At 40.7% G+C, this 18181-nt stretch carries 15 protein-coding genes and 1 tRNA gene; 11 read left to right on the top strand and 5 right to left on the bottom strand.

Going from position 1 to position 18181, the window contains the following annotated elements; translation table 11 throughout:
• Positions 1-3: 3 nt before the first annotated feature.
• The 3 genes from HYG79_RS06955 to HYG79_RS06945 all read left to right on the top strand — a co-directional run bounded on the left by HYG79_RS06955 (position 4) and on the right by HYG79_RS06945 (position 2997).
• Positions 4-2034: a S9 family peptidase gene (locus HYG79_RS06955; RefSeq protein ID WP_179241389.1), complete on the top strand. Its 2031-nt coding sequence runs from the start codon at positions 4-6 to the stop codon at positions 2032-2034.
• Between the two features lie 70 nt (positions 2035-2104).
• Positions 2105-2539: a hypothetical protein gene (locus HYG79_RS06950; protein WP_179241388.1), complete on the top strand. Its 435-nt coding sequence runs from the start codon at positions 2105-2107 to the stop codon at positions 2537-2539.
• Positions 2540-2592: 53 nt separating this feature from the next.
• Positions 2593-2997, top strand: a complete 405-nt coding sequence (locus tag HYG79_RS06945; RefSeq protein WP_179241387.1) for a DUF2141 domain-containing protein — start codon at positions 2593-2595, stop codon at positions 2995-2997.
• Positions 2998-3010: 13 nt separating this feature from the next.
• On the opposite strand, the gene HYG79_RS06940 is transcribed toward HYG79_RS06945, so the two are convergent.
• Positions 3011-6277, bottom strand: a complete 3267-nt coding sequence (locus HYG79_RS06940; RefSeq protein ID WP_179241386.1) for a S41 family peptidase — start codon at positions 6275-6277, stop codon at positions 3011-3013.
• Positions 6278-6435: 158 nt separating this feature from the next.
• Between HYG79_RS06940 and HYG79_RS06935 the strand changes: the two genes are divergently transcribed.
• The 4 genes from HYG79_RS06935 to HYG79_RS06920 all read left to right on the top strand — a co-directional run bounded on the left by HYG79_RS06935 (position 6436) and on the right by HYG79_RS06920 (position 8890).
• Positions 6436-6801, top strand: coding sequence for a nuclear transport factor 2 family protein (locus tag HYG79_RS06935; RefSeq protein ID WP_179241385.1), 366 nt, complete (start codon positions 6436-6438; stop codon positions 6799-6801).
• Between the two features lie 99 nt (positions 6802-6900).
• Positions 6901-7482, top strand: a complete 582-nt coding sequence (locus HYG79_RS06930; protein WP_179241384.1) for a TetR/AcrR family transcriptional regulator — start codon at positions 6901-6903, stop codon at positions 7480-7482.
• A 52-nt stretch (positions 7483-7534) separates the two neighbouring features.
• Positions 7535-8284, top strand: a complete 750-nt coding sequence (locus tag HYG79_RS06925; protein WP_179241383.1) for an SDR family NAD(P)-dependent oxidoreductase — start codon at positions 7535-7537, stop codon at positions 8282-8284.
• Positions 8285-8503: 219 nt separating this feature from the next.
• Positions 8504-8890 carry a DUF423 domain-containing protein gene (locus HYG79_RS06920; RefSeq protein WP_179241382.1) on the top strand — a complete coding sequence of 129 codons (387 nt, stop codon included), beginning with the start codon at positions 8504-8506 and terminating at the stop codon, positions 8888-8890.
• A gap of 278 nt (positions 8891-9168) precedes the next feature.
• On the opposite strand, the gene feoB is transcribed toward HYG79_RS06920, so the two are convergent.
• The 3 genes from feoB to HYG79_RS06905 all read right to left on the bottom strand — a co-directional run bounded on the left by feoB (position 9169) and on the right by HYG79_RS06905 (position 12418).
• Positions 9169-11406: a ferrous iron transport protein B gene (gene feoB / locus HYG79_RS06915; protein WP_179241381.1), complete on the bottom strand. Its 2238-nt coding sequence runs from the start codon at positions 11404-11406 to the stop codon at positions 9169-9171.
• Entirely contained in the window at positions 11403-11645 is a 243-nt protein-coding gene (locus HYG79_RS06910; RefSeq protein ID WP_179241380.1) for a FeoA family protein, read from the bottom strand. Before HYG79_RS06910 ends, feoB begins: the two co-directional genes overlap by 4 nt.
• A gap of 98 nt (positions 11646-11743) precedes the next feature.
• A complete protein-coding gene (locus HYG79_RS06905) occupies positions 11744-12418 on the bottom strand; it encodes an SCO family protein (RefSeq protein ID WP_179241379.1) in 675 nt (224 codons plus the stop codon).
• A gap of 160 nt (positions 12419-12578) precedes the next feature.
• Between HYG79_RS06905 and rseP the strand changes: the two genes are divergently transcribed.
• On the top strand, positions 12579-13922 hold the full coding sequence (gene rseP, locus HYG79_RS06900) for an RIP metalloprotease RseP (RefSeq protein WP_179241378.1): 1344 nt from the start codon (positions 12579-12581) through the stop codon (positions 13920-13922).
• Positions 13923-14003: 81 nt separating this feature from the next.
• A tRNA-Asn gene (locus HYG79_RS06895) sits at positions 14004-14080 on the top strand.
• A gap of 743 nt (positions 14081-14823) precedes the next feature.
• Here the strand turns inward: HYG79_RS06895 and HYG79_RS06890 are convergent.
• Positions 14824-15516: an NUDIX hydrolase gene (locus HYG79_RS06890; protein WP_179241377.1), complete on the bottom strand. Its 693-nt coding sequence runs from the start codon at positions 15514-15516 to the stop codon at positions 14824-14826.
• A gap of 261 nt (positions 15517-15777) precedes the next feature.
• On the opposite strand from HYG79_RS06890, the gene HYG79_RS06885 reads away from it, so the two are divergent.
• Positions 15778-17466 carry a ribulokinase gene (locus tag HYG79_RS06885; RefSeq protein ID WP_179241376.1) on the top strand — a complete coding sequence of 563 codons (1689 nt, stop codon included), beginning with the start codon at positions 15778-15780 and terminating at the stop codon, positions 17464-17466.
• Positions 17466-18170 (top strand): L-ribulose-5-phosphate 4-epimerase AraD, encoded by a 705-nt coding sequence (gene araD, locus HYG79_RS06880; RefSeq protein WP_179241375.1) that lies wholly within the window; start codon positions 17466-17468, stop codon positions 18168-18170. Before HYG79_RS06885 ends, araD begins: the two co-directional genes overlap by 1 nt.
• Positions 18171-18181 lie beyond the last annotated feature (11 nt).

Raw genomic sequence — 18181 nt, 5'->3', positions numbered from 1 at the left:
GTCATGCGAGTCAAAATCATCTTTCTACTTTTCCTTTTTATTTCTTTTTGCAACGTTTCAATTGCCCAAAAGACCAACTTTTCCTATTTGGATGTTTATGATTTGGAGTATGCGTCCGATCCACAGATCTCACCTAACGGCGATTGGATCGTGTATCGCCGCATGGGCTTCGACATCATGAAAGATAAAGCCATGGGTAACCTGTGGATGCTCAAAACCGACGGGTCGCAGCATCAAAAACTTACTTCCAGGGAGGTTGGTGAGTCCAATCCAAAATGGTCGCCTTCCGGAGACCGATTGGTATTTACCAGTAGTACGGACGAAGGTTCGGAAATATACGTGTATTGGGTAGGCACAGGTAAAATCGCAAAGATATCACAGCTACCTTTTAGTCCAAGTTCACTTGCCTGGTCGCCGAACGGCAATCATATCGCCTTTTCTATGAATGTAGAAAAGTCAGCCCCTGTACTTGCCAAAATGCCCAAAAAACCCAAAGGTGCACAATGGGCAGATAGTCCAAGGATTACCGACAGGCTGTATCACGAGGCGGACGGTAGAGGATATATCAAACCGGGCTTTAACCATATTTTTACGATACCATCGGATGGCGGAGCGCCAAGGCAGATAACCTCGGGCGATTTTCATCATAGGGGAACGCTATCATGGAGCGCGGACGGAAAACAAATTTTCTTCTCAGCCAATAGAAATGAAGATTGGGAATATGATTTTAGGAACAGTGAAGTGTATTCGGTGAATGTTTCCAACGGGAGCATTGTTACATTAACAGATAAAAATGGTCCGGATACCGGCCCTATGGTCTCTCCAGATGGCAAATATATCGCCTACATTGGTTTTGAGGACAAAGTACAGGCCTACCAAGTACGAAAGTTACATATTATGAACATTGATGGTAGTAGTAAAAAAACCATTTCCAACGACTTGGACAGGAGCGTTTCCAACATAGTATGGAATGCTAAAAGCGATGGACTCTATTTTTCATATGACGATAAAGGAAATAGCAAGATTGCCCATATTTCATTAAACGGAAAAGTAAAAAAATTAGCGGATAATATGGGCGGAACCACCATAGGAAGACCCTATGCGAGTGGCTCTTTTAGTGTTTCCAACAAAGGGGATGTCGTTTTTACCCAATCAAGACCGGAATATCCATCGGAGCTGGCCTTTTTGTCCTCAAAAAACGATACGCCCATTAAAATCACGGCATTAAACAAAGCGTTATTGGACTTCAAGAACTTGGGCAAAGTTGAAGAGGTTTGGTACACATCATCTTTTGATCAGCGTGATATCCAAGGCTGGCTGGTGTATCCACCCAATTACGATGCCGATACAGTATATCCTTTTTTGGTCGAAAATCATGGGGGCCCTATTTTAAATTACGGTGACCGCTTTTCGGCCGAAATGCAGTTGTATGCGGCAAATGGCTATATCGTTTTTTATCCCAACCCCAGAGGAAGTACAAGTTATGGGGAGGAGTTCGGCAACTTGTTGTACAACAATTACCCGGGGCAGGACTATAATGATGTTATGGACGGGGTAGATTATTGTATCGCCAAAGGTGTTGCCCATGAAGACCTATTGTTTGTCACGGGGGGTAGTGCCGGGGGGATAATGTCGGCCTGGATGATAGGGAAAAATAACAGATTCGAAGCAGCCGTTGTGGCAAAACCCGTTATGAACTGGATCAGCAAGACCCTGGTGGCCGATAACTATTTTGGGTATGCCAACTCGCGCTATCCCGGTCAGCCATGGGAAAATTTTGAAGGGTATTGGAAATTTTCCCCACTTTCGCTCGTTGGCAATATAGAGACCCCTACCATGGTCATGGTGGGTATGGATGATTTGCGAACACCACCCAGCGAGGCAAAACAACTATACCATGCTTTGAAATTACGTAAGATAGAAACTGTTTTGGTAGAGATTCCCGGTGCAAGTCACGGTATCGCCAATAGGCCGAGTAACTTAATAACCAAAATCGCACATACGCTTGCCTGGTTAGATAAGTACAAAAATTGATTTTACGGTCTTGGGTGAAATTTGCAGTTCATTGCATAGATTTTCGCTTTAACGGAAATGAAAATATACAATGCAAAAAAAAAGACATTGGTTCTGGAATTTTTTAATCGTTTTTACGGTTATTGTTTGCATTTTCGCCTTTACCGCACACTATAAAAACTGGGTCAAAGTTGAGCAAGACCATATAAAAATACTATCCGGTATATATTACGAAAAAATAGATATTGCCACTATCAAACAGGTAGAAATGGTAGACAAAATACCCGCAATGAACCGGATAAACGGGTTTTCTGCCCTGACCAAGGAAAAGGGTGTTTTCAGGGACTCTTTGGTAGATGCCAAAGTATATGTTTATATAGACGATTTGACTCATCCAAAGATTAAGCTAGTGCATCATGACTCGTTGCAACTGTTCCTCAATTTTTCCGACTCTGTTAAAACTCGGCAATTGTTTGATTACTTATCATTAAAAGTTGAGGAAAATCGTTCAAACATTACACAGTGAATACTTTTGGCAAAGAATTTGAACTTAAAGGGAACAACCCATACGTTACAACGATGAAGAAAATATTTTTTATACTCATTTTAATACCTTTTTTTGGTATGGCACAAAACAACTTATCCGTTTCTGTTACTGGAGTCAAAAACTCCAAAGGGAAAATACGAATTGCGGCTTATGATAAAGCAAAAGGGTTCCTGAAGTTTGATTCGGTTTTCGCGGCCGAATCTGCTCAAGCCGTTAAAGGGACCACAAACTTGACCCTAAATTTACCAAAAGGTAAATATGCCTTGGCCGTTTTTCACGATGAAAACGACAATGGGAAATTAGACACCAACTGGTTGGGAATACCCAAAGAGAAAGTGGCCTTTTCCAAGGCCAAGATGAAAACTTTTGGCCCGCCCAGTTTTGAGGAGTGTGCTTTTACCGTTGAAGAGGATCAAAAGTTGTCCATCTCGTTTTAGTCTAAAAGGGTCTTTATTTCTTATTATACCCCTCGGGTCGTTTCCATCGTACAGGTGGTGCAGGTTCTGGTTTCATCGTGAACTCTTTGGTTTTTAATAAGCGCATGGCCTCTTCCACGCCTTTTTCCAATTGGGGGTCTTTGCCCTCCAATACCATTTTAGGATTTTGTATCACTTCAATATCGGGGGCTATGCCGTCGCCTTCAACGGCCCATTTGCCGTCCACATCAAAAAAACCACCTCGGGGCGCCACCATTTTTCCACCGTCGATAAAATTCGGGGTGTCCCAAGTGCCTACCAATCCACCCCAAGTTCTTGTGCCCACGAGCGGACCGATTTTTTTCGCATGGAACATGTAGGGCAATAAATCGCCGCCAGACCCTGCGTTCTCGTTGATCAACATCACTTTTGGTCCCCAAATGCCTGCCATTGGGGTCGTCCAGGGCCGGTTGCTTTCCGTTCTGCTATTAAAATAGCCAAAAAGCTCCCTGGACATGATATCGATCATATAATCTGCCGCCGAACCACCGCCGTTATTTCGTTCATCGATAATCACCCCTTTTTTGTCTTGTTGCGAAAAGTAGTACCGGTTGAACGCGGTAAATCCCCCGCCTCCTGTATTGGGTACGTATACGTAGGCCAATTTTCCGTTGGAAAGTTCATCTACCTTTCTTCGGTTACCTTCCATCCAATCATAGGTTCTTAGCCCGCGTTCGCTTGGTACGGGTTTAATGAGAACATCTTTTCCACCATTTGAATTGGGTGTATTGTTTACCGTAATCGTAATTTCCCTGTCGGCCGTCTGTTCCAACAGCTCATAAGGATTTTGGTCGGGCGTAAGTTTTTTTCCGTTAATGGCCGTAATATAATTACCCGTTTTTACATTGATTCCCGGTTGCGCCAATGGAGCGTACAAATCGGGATTCCAATTCTCGCCGGTGTATATTTTATCTATTTTATAAAAACCGTTGTGTATTGATAGGTCGGCACCTAAAAGGCCTACTCCAACTCTTTCTATGTCAGGAAAATCCCCTCCGTACACAAAAGAATGCCCAACGGCAACCTCACCGCTCAAGATATCTACTACGTAGTTGAGGTCTGTACGGTGCCGAACACTTTTTATCCAAGGGGAATACCATTCGTATATGGTGTCCCAAGGAGCACCGTGTACGTTATCTACATAAAGGAAATCGCGCATAAAACGCCATCCCTCTTTAAAAATCTGTTCATATTCTTGGGTCGGGTCTACTTTTATTTTGATGGCTATGGCAAGATTATCCTTATTGGGATCGGGTTTGCCTGTTGTTGACGAAAGTACCCACGAACCTTTTTGATTTAAAAGGATGTTTTTACGGTCAAATGAGACTACCATTTCCGAAATGCCGGTGGCAAACTCATCGGCCTTCATTTTTTCAACATCGTACGAATGTACTTTGAGTCCATCTTCATTTGGGATAGCCTCCGCGATAAAGATGGTATTTTTCGGACCTTTTGCCAAGGCAGTATAATTTCGGTCTTCTAATTTTAAGGCTATGGCACGATTAAAGATGCCATCGGCATCTAGCTGTACCTTGACCGATTCGGCAGCCTTTTCATCGTTTTTATCATTTTTGCCTTTCTTTTTTTGTTTTTCCGATGACGTGGACGGTTTTTCTGCCTCTTCCTCATCCGTTTTTGGCAAATTGGGGGCTTTATCCGTTTTTGATAAAACTATGGCATACAAACTACGGGTAAGATCGGTGTCATATGAGCTCATATCCAACCAACCGGATTGTAGTCCATAATTGGTACTGGCCAAAAAATATAGATATTTTCCATTTTCGTCCCAAACGGGGCTAATGGCATCAGCCATGCCATCGGTCAATTGAACTGTTTGTTTTGAATCGATATTATAAGCGAAAACCGCCTTAAAATGACTTTTCAATTGCTTGGGATAAGCGACCCATTTACTATCGGGAGACCAAACAGGGTCCATGGTGCGATTGGGATGGGCATAATTGTCGGTAGCTATCTTTTCTGTATTCCCGCTAATGAGGTTAATGACCCAAATGTTGTAATCGGTATCGGAATAGGCAATGTGATTGCCATCCGGAGACCAATCGGGCTGAAAATAAAAAGTAGGTTTGGGAAGCGGATAGTATTTTTGGTCCGTACCGTCTTGGTCGGCGACTACGAGTTGATATTCCCCGCTCTTATCCGAAAACCAGGCCACTTTGTCCCCTTTGGGGGACCAAACAGGGGCCCTGTCCGCTATACCCGAAGAATTTGTAAGATTACGCCAGGTTCCATTTTCTTTGGGTACGGTAAATATGTCGCCCCTATGCTCAAAAATAGCCCGCTTTCCTGTGGGTGATATATTGGGGTTGGATAGTTGGCGGGCGGTAACATTTTCCCATCTGGGCCGTGCAAAGTTCATATCGCCATGTACCGTAATGTCCAATTTTTTGGCCGTACCCGTTTTTGGGTTCAAGAGGTGAAGATATCCGCCCTGTTCGTAAACAATGTTCGTTTTGTCCGAATCCAAACTCTTAACATCAAATTTTTTGTGAAAGGTAATCTGTTCCTCTTCTTTGGTCTCGATATCAAAAGACCAGATGTTACTGGCAAAATCACGTTCTGACAAATAGTATACCTTATTGTTGAGCCACACGGGATCTAAATGACGCTCTTTTGTGGGTTGCGGCACGGTGGTTAGTTCTTTGGTGCCCATATCAACTATCCATATAGGAACGGCCTGGCCACCTCGATAGTTGCGCCATTCGGCATCCCAAGCCCGTAAGGGTACATAGGCTATATATTTGCCATTAGGGGAAATCTCCCCAAAGGCGGCATTGGGTAAATCGATTGCAGTGGGGAAACTCCCATTTACCGAAATCGTGTAAAACCTATCGGTCAATGTTGGTTTCGCTTCCCTTCCCGAACGGAACAGGACTTCGCCATCGGGTGTCCAACCTTGTACGAGGTCGGCACTGGGGTGAAAGGTCAAACGTTTGGGCTCACCCCCTTGGGAACCTATGACATAAACATCTATATTCCCATCATATTCCGCAGTAAACGCTATAGTCTTACCATCGGGCGAAAAATGCGGCAAGGATTCATACCCCTCATTGCTTGTTAAGCGTATGGCGACGCCGCCATCGGTTGAAGTTTTCCAGAGATCGTTCGCGTACACAAAAACAATGTCAGAACCCGATACTGTAGGTTGGCGCAATAATTGGGTGCCCTGTGCCGAAAGAAAAGAGATAGTAAGCAAAATGGGTATAAAAAATAGGCGTTTCATAAGAGTTGATTTTTGATAGGGTAAAGTATTGAAAAAGTATCTTAAACACAATTTAATTTCAAGATTGTGTTAATGAACGCTATCGAGTTTTTATTTTTTGTATTTTAATAAGCTAATCAATAGCTGAAATATATTCAGCGCAATAAAAAACAACGATCATGGAAACAAAGGAGATTGCCACCAAACTGGTGGACTGGTGCAAACAAGGAGATTTCGAAAAACCTTATCAAGAACTGTACAGCCCAAAGATTAAAAGTATTGAAAACGATGGGAGTGGGGAAGGTGCCATTGCAGAAGGTTTTGAAGGAATTCAAAAAAAAGGGGAGTGGTGGAAAGAAAATTTTGAAGTGCACAACACATCGGTGTCCGAGCCTATTGTCGCCGACAATTGGTTTTCCGTCAAGTTTGAGATGGATACGACCCACAAGCCCTCGGGCCATCGTTCAACAATGTCAGAGATAGCCGTTTATGAGGTAAAAGAAGGAAAGATAGTAAAAGAGCAGTTCTTTTACGATCAAGAGTAACATTCTCAAAAGATTTTAATAAAGCGGCCGCTTTATTAATAATCTGTTAATTATTTTTTGAAATGATTGTTTCAATATACTTTTGTAAAAAAAGTTAGTATGCCCAGATTTGAGGAGTTTGATAAACAGACTGTACTGAAAAAAGCCATGAATGTTTTTTGGGAGAAAGGTTACAATGGCACCTCTATGCAGGATTTAGTAGAGGCTACAGGTCTTAATAGGTCTAGCATCTACAATTCTTTTGGCTCAAAATTAGAACTATATCAAGGAACGTTATCTTATTATCAAAAAGAGTCAGGAGGTATGTTCCAAAGAGCTTTATTAAAGGCACAGAACCCATTGGATGCCATACGTTATGTATTTGAGGGGTTTTTGCCTGAAATCCTAGGCGATGAGAAGGCAAAAGGATGCTTTTCCATGAACTGTAAGGCAGAAATGGGCAATCAGAACAAAGATATACGTAAATGGTTGCTTAATACGCAAGAACATACTTTGACCGTTTTTCAAGATTTGATTTCAGATGGTCAAGAACAAGGGGTTATCAACAAAAAACAAGATGCTAAAAGTTATGCGTATTTTGTTTTCAATGCCTTTCAAGGATTTCGAATGACAGGTATATTGATAAAAAATGAGTCAGTTTTACAAAATATAATAAACAATACGATTCAAGTAATCCAATAAATTTTTTTAATCTTTTTTGAAACAAATGTTTCAAAATACAATAATTTAGACAATGAGTAAATTCAAGGACAAAGTAGTGGTTATTTCAGGCGGTAACTCTGGAATAGGATTAGAGGCGGTAAAGGGTTTTTTAAGTGAAGGGGCCAAAGTCATTTTTTCAGGAAGAAGGCAACAAGCACTTGATGAAGTCTCCAAAGATTTATCGGGAAAGTTTAAAACCGTTCTAGCGGATCAGTCAAAACTTGCCGATAATGAAAAATTGATTGACGAAGCAGTGAACACCTATGGTAAAATTGATGTACTCTTCGTGAATGCTGGAGTGGCATTTTTTTCGCCGGCCGATCAAATTGATGAAGATCATTTTGACACACAGTTTAATATAAACATTAAAGGACCCATGTTCTTGGTAAAACACGCCATTCCAAATATCAAGGACGGCGGCACCGTTATTTTCAATACTTCAATTGTCCATCAGAAAGGGTTTGACGGGGGCTCGGTATACAGTGCCACTAAAGGAGCTTTGAGAGCATATGCCAGGGTACTTACAACTGAACTGGCACCAAGAAAAATTAGAGTGAACTCTATTGCACCGGGACCTATAGGTACGCCTATTTACGAAAAAATGGGAATGCCATCGGAAGTGGTTGAGGAAATGGGACAAGGTTTTGCAGAAATGGTCCCGTTGAAGCGTTTTGGCGAACCAAAGGAAATTGCAGATGCAGTATTGTTTTTGGCCTCGACCAATGCTAGCTACGTAAATGGGATAGAATTGTCAATAGATGGTGGACTAAGCCAGATATAAGTTAGGTGTTTTTGATATGGATGCCCAATAATTTTTATTGTTGGGCTCTTTTGTTGGCAGTGTTCATTGTTTTTAAATCTGAAAATATTATGGAACAATTACTTACAGTTTTTATTATTTATTAGGTAGGACAAAAACGAGAAAAAAAGTACTACACGATTTATTCTAATGTGATAATACTTTTGAAGGTTATATTATCTTTATCGCAAATTATCCAATATGGTTTTGCTTGCACAGGTTATCGGAGCTTTATACGGCCTGCTTGCCGTTGTATTTGGTGCGTTTGGCGCACATGCCTTAAAAAGGTCTTTTACCGATGAACAGTTAAAAAGCTTTGAAGTAGGGGTACGCTACCAAATGTACCATGCTATTTTGCTCTTGATATTGAGTTTTAACTTTAATTTGGATACTTCTTTAGAGAAGTATATGGTCTATAGTTTTTGTATTGGGACGTTCTTGTTCTCGTTCAGTATTTACGGTTTGTGCCTAAGTGCATCAAAGGGGAATAAACTACGGTTTTTAGGCCCAATTACGCCCTTGGGTGGTTTATTTCTAGTATTGGGGTGGGGTTTGTTGCTCTATGTCTTTGTAAAGAACATGGTATAGGTGTAATTAAAGCCTTAAGTATATGTCCCTGTGTGTAAAGTGTACTACCAAATCCCCCTGATGATATTGGACTTTGTACTGCCATTCATAGGTTATTTTCAATTGAGAATTAAAATTAAAGATGAATTTTAGTGACAGCCGCAGTTATCCTGCCCGCAAGGTTTTGAGCTTTTTTTACTAGAGGTAAATAGTGATTTGGGCAAGAAGAACTTATATGCAATATACCCTACGGCAGCCGCCAAAGTGATATACACCAATATAGATTGTAGAAGTTCCATTTATTTTAAGAGTTGATAAGCAATCAAAGCAACAATATAAGCAAATCCACTCATAATTACCAATTGTAATATGGGCCATTTCCAGGAATTGGTCTCTCGTTTTACTATGGCCAAAGTACTCATACACTGCATGGCAAAGGCATAAAATAGCAGTAGTGAAATCCCCGATGCCAAATTAAAAAGAGGTTCTTTGGTCTCTGGTTTTATCTCAGCCGCCATTCTGTTCTTTATGGTTTCCTCTTCGTCGCTGCCCACGCTGTAAATGGTGGCCAGCGTTCCTACAAAAACTTCTCGCGCAGCGAATGATGTGATTACGGCAATACCTATTTTCCAATCATAGCCTAAAGGCCTTACGACCGGTTCAATAGCCTTACCCATGTGGCCTATATAGGAATGCTCCAGTTTATAACTGGCAACCTCTTGATTTATGGCAAGTTGCGTGAGCATTACTTTTCTTGCGGCTAAAGAGTCTTGTAGGGCCTTTACGCCAATGGCGTTTTTTTGGGGAATAACGCTGATCGGTGTAGACTTTTTATAGTCGTTCAATTTTCTTTTGATATACGCCTCGCTATAGGCCGATAACCCATTTTTCTCTATGCGGTCCTTTACAATACCTTCGGCGTTGTTAAATTCGTATGAAAATCCGTTAGAGCCTAAAAACCACAAAACAATAGAGATGGCCAAAATGATTTTACCGGCCCCAAAGACAAAGCTCTTGGTCTTTTCCCAAACCGTGTAGGCCACATTTTTAAAAAGCGGTAATTTATAGTTGGGCATTTCTACCACAAAAAACGACCTGTTCTTTATTTTTAGGATTTTATTCAGCACCATGGCCGATATGATAGATGCCGCAAAGCCTATGAGATACAAGAGCATTAAGGTCAATGCTTGGTAACTCAAGCCGATGAACCTTCCCTGTGGGATTATCAAGGCGATAATGATAAGGTAAATGGGCAATCGTGCGGAGCATGTGGTAAAGGGTGTGACCAATATGGTAATTAAACGTTCTTTCCAGTTCTCGATATTGCGCGTTGCCATAATTGCGGGAATCGCACAGGCAGTACCCGAGATCAAGGGTACCACACTTTTACCGCTCAGCCCAAAGGGGCGCATGACCCTGTCCATCAAAAATACGACCCTGCTCATATAGCCCGTCTCCTCTAACAAGGCTATAAAGAAAAATAGAAAAGCTATTTGCGGAATAAAAATCACTATCCCCCCGATACCGGCCAATATACCTTCGGCAACAAGATCTGTGAAAATACCGGAGGGCAAAGTTGACTTAACCCATTCGCTGGCCGATGCAAAAAAAGCATCGATAGCATCCATGGGGTATTCGCTCCAATCATATATCGCTTGGAATATGGTTAGCAGGATTGCGAAGAAAATTAGATATCCAAAAATTTTATGCGTCAGTACTTTATCCAACGTTGCCCTAAAGCCTTTCGCCGCACTAACATCAATCTTATAGGTTTCTTTTAGAATGCCGTTGATAAATTGATACCTGAGAATGGTCTCCTTTCGCTGCAGGCGCTTTAGTTCGGATTTTGATTTGGTAACGAACGATGAGGTGTCCTCGACCAATTTTTTTTCGACGGGCATAAAGTTGACATCTTGCGTAATGACCAACCATAGTTTGTAAAGTTCCTCTTTGGGGAAAGTGCTTTTCAAACGCCCAAAATATACGGGGTCAATAACCGTTGTGTCAATGCAGGGCGAAGATGAAAGGTTTTTGAAATCTGTAATCAACTCTTTTAACCTATCAATACCCAAACCTTTTCTAGAGCTGGTCAAGGCAATTTTGGTGTCCAACTTTTTTTCGAGAAGTTCAATATCTATGGTTATGCCTTTTCTAGACATCCTGTCGGACATGTTGATGATCAGTATCGTAGGGATCATGAGGTCCTTTATCTGTGTAAAGAGCAACAAGTTCCTTTTCAGGTTTTCCACATCACTTACGACAACTGCGACATCCGGATGGTTTTTGTCTTTTTTGTTCAGCAGAATTTCAACGGCAACGCTTTCATCCAAAGATGTAGTATTCAAGCTGTACGTGCCCGGCAGATCCAATATATGGGCCCTGAGACCCTTTGAAAGTTTGCAGATGCCCTCTTTTTTTTCTACCGTGATACCAGGATAGTTGCCTACTTTTTGATTAAGACCGGTGAGTTGGTTGAATACCGAGGTTTTACCCGTATTGGGGTTACCAATAAGTGCAACATTTATCTGTTTGCTCATAGTGTGGCATCATCAATAATTTCTAATTCTATTTGAAGTGCCATGGAACGCCTTATCGCTATATGGGAACCGTTCACGTTAATGTAGATGGGGTCTTTTAAGGGGGCTACTTGTACCAGTTCAATTTCATTGCCGGGCAAGCACCCCAGCTCCAGTAGCTTAATGGGAAGAATATCGTCGGCAAACTCTTTTATGATTCCCCTTTCCCCTCGTTTAAGATGTGCTACGGTCGTAATCAATATTTATTTAGATTGATTTTAATTAAGGGCAAAAGTAAGGCAAAAATTCGATTTGTAGAAAATTCGACTTGGAAAAGGGATATTTTGAATATTCGACATTATTCGGAATAGGAATCTTTTAAAATAGATAAATCGGCCATTAATTTATCTATATCTTCTTCCTTGGTGCCATCATAAAAGCCACGTATACGCCTTTCTTTGTCGACCAGTATAAAATTTTCGGTATGTATCATGTCATAAGGTCCGCCATCACCATCGGTCTTTACGGCCAAATATGATTTTCTGGCCAGTTCATATATCTGTTTTTTGTCGCCTGTCACCAAATTCCATTTACGATCATCGACCCCTTTTTCCAAGGCGTATTTTTTTAGTTGGGCGACCGAGTCTATTTGCGGGGTGACGGAATGTGACAGTAGCATAACATCAGTATCATTCTTTATTTTTTCCTGCACGGTCACCATATTCTTGGTCATTATCGGACATATCGTGGGGCAAGTGGTAAAGAAAAAATCGGCCACGTAAATTTTATCCTCGTAATCTTTTTGGGTAATGGTCTCACCATTTTGATTGGTCAGCGAAAAATCGGCTATGGTATGGTATTTTTTGGTGTAGTGCAATGTACTATCCACCAGTTCGGGATTTACCATAGAAGGTTGAAAAACCGGTAAGTTTTTCTTGGGCTGTAGGGCGTTGTAAAATAAGTAGACTATTACGGCGGATAACCCTAGTAGAACCAGGCCAAAAAATTTGTATTTGCTAAAGAATGTCAGCATTGATTTTTTTACAAAGATAAGGCAGGGTCAAATAGTAGTCAAAGGTTTGCCGAAGCCCTGCTGCTAAAAGTTTCTTAAAATGCACATGACATAAATACTTTCTTTTTTTAAGCGACCGTAAAAGTGTACTTTTGTGCGTTTTAATATTTGAAAAAAATACATGAGTCCCACCTTAATACAGGCACTGCAGTTTTTATTGAGTCTTTCCTTATTGATTATTCTTCACGAAATGGGCCATTTTTTGCCCGCCAAATGGTTCAAGACCCGGGTAGAGAAATTTTATCTGTTCTTTGATGTGAAATTCGCTCTTTTCAAAAAGAAAATCGGCGGTACGGAATATGGTATAGGTTGGTTGCCTTTGGGCGGTTATGTGAAAATTTCCGGTATGATCGATGAAAGCATGGACACCGACGCCATGAAAGAGGAACCCAAACCTTGGGAATTTCGAAGCAAACCGGCATGGCAAAGGCTTATTATCATGCTGGGCGGGGTTACGGTAAATTTTTTGGTAGCCTTTTTCATCTATGTTTTTACATCGTTTTTTTATGGTGACACCGATATTTCTACCAAAGGTTTAAAGGGCGGTTATGAGATATCCAACAAGGTGCTCAATGATGCCGGCTTGCAAACAGGCGATGATATCATATCTGTAGATGGTAAAACGTATGAAGGGTATTCGGATTTGCGTATGAGCCTTATTACTGCTGAAAAGGTGACCCTAAAAAGAGATGGTGAGACAATGACAATAACTTTGCCCCAAGATTTTTTGGGCAAACTAAGCGATAATAACGAAAGAGGTTTGCTCACTCCTCGCTTTCCTTTTTTGGCTACGTCTGTAATTGATACCATGCATAACTCAAAGGCCGATATACGGGAAAATGATCTGTTCGTGGCCATAGACGGCAATGAAATGTTGTTCGCCGATGAATATGAGAGCTTTTTCGAGGACAATAAAGACAAAAAAGTAGTTGTCACAGTTTTGAGAGAAGGCAAAAAAGTAGATGTGCCCGTACAAATTGATGGTGACGGGAAATTAGGTATCATAAGAAACCTAAACCCTTTAAAAGCACAAGAATTGGGCTATTATAGTATTTATCAAAGAAAATATGGCTTTTTGGAAAGTTTTGGGGTAGGTGCTACCAAGTTCATTGATCAAATAACGGGGTACGGCGCCCAACTTAAGAAAATATTTACGCCAAGTACTGGAGCCTATAAGGGTGTGGGAGGCTTTAAGGCTATTTTTGATATATTTCCCGAAACTTGGAGTTGGGAAGTGTTTTGGAGAATAACGGCATTTTTATCCATAATGTTGGCCGTGCTGAACCTACTGCCTATTCCCGCTTTGGATGGCGGCCATGTGATGTTTTTATTGTACGAAATGGTATCTGGCAGAAAGCCGAGCGACAAGTTTTTGGAATACGCCCAAATGGTAGGCTTTTTTCTACTGTTGGCCTTGATATTGTTTGCCAATGGGAACGATATCTACAAAGCCATTTTTAAATAGAAAAACCGTTATTTTTTGTTTGCGGTATTTTAAAAAACGATTATATTTGCACCCGCTTTAAGCAATTAAAGTGACGTACATTCCTCCTTAGCTCAGTTGGTTAGAGCATCTGACTGTTAATCAGAGGGTCCTTGGTTCGAGCCCAAGAGGGGGAGCCAATACTAGCAAGGCTTCAGAGAGTTCTCACTCCTGAAGCCTTTATAATTTGCACATAATTTGCACATAAAACCATGTTGTTTTTATCAATATTTGGTTTGATAGCGAAAGATATCATTTGAGGGTAGGTTCAATCAGACATCTGGCAGGCAATAGGTCACCGGTTCGACACTGGTATTCTCCACCAATATTTATAGGGCTTTAAGAGTTTTCGTTTTTGAAGTTTTTTCATTTATACGTAGTTTACAAGCAAAACAGGTTTCAAACTAAGCTTAGTATTATTTTATATATTGGTCTATTTTAATACTTCTTCGCACTTTACAGAATATTTTTTGAAAAAGTACCACATCTATTGGGTGTTTTAGCCTCAATAATTAGGTTTAGGAACCGAGGTCCCATAAAAAATGAATTAACGAAACTACTAAAAGAGACCTCGAATGGGACTTTTAACGAAATGGCTTTTCTCCCTTTTGAAACTATCTTATTAAACGGCCGATTAAAAAGACTCAAGGGAAGAGATAAGTCAAGTAGCGGGAAACTCATCTTCGAAGATAATAGTTTTAATCTGAAAGGTTTAAGCTGTCTTAATTTTAGAGAAGCCTAGAATTTCAATCAATTTTTCGAGAGATAAAAATATAAGAAGTGCCATTTTACGAGAATTCCATGAAATTACGTCGACTAGTAACCTATTTATATAAAAACGTTAAAATCGCATTTGGAGCGACTAGCTTTCGATGAATTAATTTTAAATTTTAAAATTAAACCCATCAACTACCTTTTGGTCATACATTTCCTTATCAAATCTATAAAGAAAAGCACCTTTTTTAGAGACCGTCATATCCTTTTCATCTAGCCTAACTAGAATATCCAAACCATTTACTTTGGATATGAAATTCCGTTTATCCAATTTTTTATCCAAAATGGATTCGTATAATTTTTGAAGTTGGGGCATGGTAAAGGTATCAGGTAAAAGCTCAAAACCAATTGGCTTTGTTCGAGCTCTTCTTCTCAATCGTGCTATCGCCCTTTCCAGCATTTTATCATGATCGAAGATAAGTTTTGGCACATCTTCCAATAAAAACCATTTTGCGGAATTTTCCTGAATTAGTTTTTTATCATGTGCGGCAATATCGATTAAAGCATAATAGGCTACAGACAGTGTCCTTTCCACGGGATCGCGATCTACTTTGCTGAAAGTATATAACTGTTCCATGAAGATATCGTCAAGACCCGTCAGACGATTAAGTATACGAATTGCAGCTTGATCTAAAATTTCTTCCTTTTTAAGGAAACCACCGATTAAAGACCATCTTCCTTTTTCCGGCTCAAAATTTCTTTTTATTAGCAATACCTTCAGTCCCTCATTGTCAAATCCAAAAATGATACAGTCCAACGCCAGTAGTACTTTGTCCTCTTTACTGTAATCGTTTAGTTCCATAAATAAATATTAAAGTCAAATTTATCAATCCAAATACCCTTATGCAATTTTCAAGTATTAATGGGGACTAATTTATCATTTATACATTTAAGTGTTAAAATTACACGTATTATTTAAAATTAGTTGTTAATACTAACAAATTTCACTTTATTTGAACAAGTGTAATTTTTACACTTGTAATTTTCAAGATAGAAATGATTATTACAGTTGCCCTTATAGAAACCAAATGTTGGTTTTAATATATCTAAAATCTGGTTATCAATGAGTGAAAATAATCGATATGTAATCGGTATTGACTTCGGGTCCGACTCTGTGCGATCGCTGCTCGTAGATGCTGATACCGGTAAAGAGGTAGATTCTGCTGTACACTATTATACCAGGTGGGCAGGGGGTTTTTACTGTGACCCTTCCGCAAATCAGTTTCGGCAACATCCACTGGACTATATAGAAGGTCTTGAAAACACTATTTTAGAAGTTATAGGAAAAGTACCGCAAAATGTAGTTGACAAGATTGTCGGTATCGGAGTTGATACAACAGGTTCTACACCAATTGCCGTAAATCAATCGGGTACTCCATTAAGTTTACTTCCAGAATTTAAGGAGAATCCGAATGCCATGTTCGTGCTTTGGAAAGATCACACGGCAATTGCGGAAGCCGATGAAATAAATCGTCTTTGTGATACCTGGGCTATAGATTATTCCAAATACTCAGGAGGCATCTATTCTTCCGAGTGGTTTTGGTCAAAAATTTTACACATTTCCCGAAATGATAATAAGGTTCGCGAAGCTGCCTACTCTTGGATCGAGCATTGCGATTGGATCCCTTTCTTACTTACGGGTGGTAATGATATTGCCGAAATGAAACGAAGCAGATGTGCCGCAGGTCATAAGGCGCTATGGCACGAGTCGTTCGATGGGCTGCCGTCCAATGAGTTCTTCAAAACATTGGATCCCATTCTTGATGGGGTAAGAAATCGGATGTTCAACGAAACCTATACTTCTGATGTATCTGCGGGGACTTTATCTGAAGAATGGGCAGGTCGCTTGGGTCTCTCCAAGGATGTCGTGGTTTCCGTTGGTGCTTTCGACGCTCATATGGGTGCTGTAGGGGCCAATGCCGAACCTTTTTTTTTGACGAAGATCATGGGGACCTCAACCTGTGATATTTTGGTAGCTCCGTTGGAGAAAGAGGAAAATCTTGTTGAAGGTATCTGTGGCCAAGTCAATGGTTCCGTTCTTCCCAATATGTTAGGTCTCGAGGCTGGACAATCCGCTTTTGGGGATATTTATGCCTGGTTTGAGCGCATACTTTCTTGGCCCATTTATGAACTCATAGGGCAATCGTGCCTTATTGATACCAAAACTAAGGATATGCTGATTGCGGAAGCCTTAGGCAAAATTATCCCGGAACTTAGTGAGGCAGCATCAAAAGAACCCATAGGCGCATCTGGCGAATTGGCATTGGATTGGATGAACGGCAGAAGAACCCCTGATGCCAATCAAAACCTAAAAGGTGTTATCGCTGGTATAAATTTAGGCACTACCTCTCCGAAAATGTTTAGGGCACTTGTCGAAGCTTCCTGCTTTGGTGCGAAAAAAATTGTCGACCGGTTTGAAAACGAAAATATCTCTATTAAAGGGATTATAGCCATGGGGGGCGTTGCGAAAAAATCCCCTTTTATCATGCAAATGATGGCCGATGTATTGAACAGGCCGATTAAAGTTGCGGCTTCTGAACAAGCCTGCGCATTGGGAGCATCCATTTTTGGGGCGACTGCGGCAGGGTTATATAAATCGGCTCCAGAAGCTATGCAAGTCATGGGGAGCACTTTTGATACCAGCTATCATCCCAATGATAAGAATGTTTCACTTTATGCTCATATATATTCAAAATATGAGGAATTGGCCACCACCATGGAAAAGCACATCATGAAAAACAATTACCACTAATGGATACCTATAAAAGTCTTAGAATGGAGGCCTACGAAGCGAACATGAAATTACCACAATTGGGTTTGGTGCTGTTCACGTTCGGTAATGCAAGCGCTGTTGACCGGGGAAAAGGGGTCTTTGCTATTAAGCCTAGCGGTGTCCCGTATAAAGATCTAAGACCAGAAGACATGGTCATCTGTGATTTTGAGGGTCAACAGGTAGACGGTAAATTACGCCCTTCTTCCGATACGAAAACACATGCGGTACTATACAAGGAATGGACGGACATTGGTGGTGTCGTTCATACACATTCTACCTACGGTACTGCCTGGGCCCAAGCGATAAAAGATATTCCGATTTTTGGCACCACGCATGCCGATCACTTGACAACTAAAATTCCTTGTGCTCCACCTATGAAAGACGAGTACATACTTGGTGATTATGAGCATATGACAGGGTATCAGATTATCGATTGTCTTACCGAGAAAAATTTGGATTACCGTACGAATGAGATGATTCTCGTAGGTAGCCATGCCCCTTTTACTTGGGGAAATACAGTGGAAAAAGCGGTTTACAATAGCGCCGTTTGCGAAGAAGTGGCGAAAATGGCCTTTTTGACACTACAGATTAATCCCAAGACACCTGCTCTAAAAGAAACATTGATAAAGAAACACTTTGAACGAAAGCATGGCGATTCATCCTATTACGGTCAAGGCTGTTAAGTACGTATTGT

The organism is Costertonia aggregata (assembly GCF_013402795.1).
GTDB classification, from domain to species: domain Bacteria; phylum Bacteroidota; class Bacteroidia; order Flavobacteriales; family Flavobacteriaceae; genus Costertonia; species Costertonia aggregata.
This window is presented reverse-complemented; position numbering and strand designations above follow the sequence as displayed.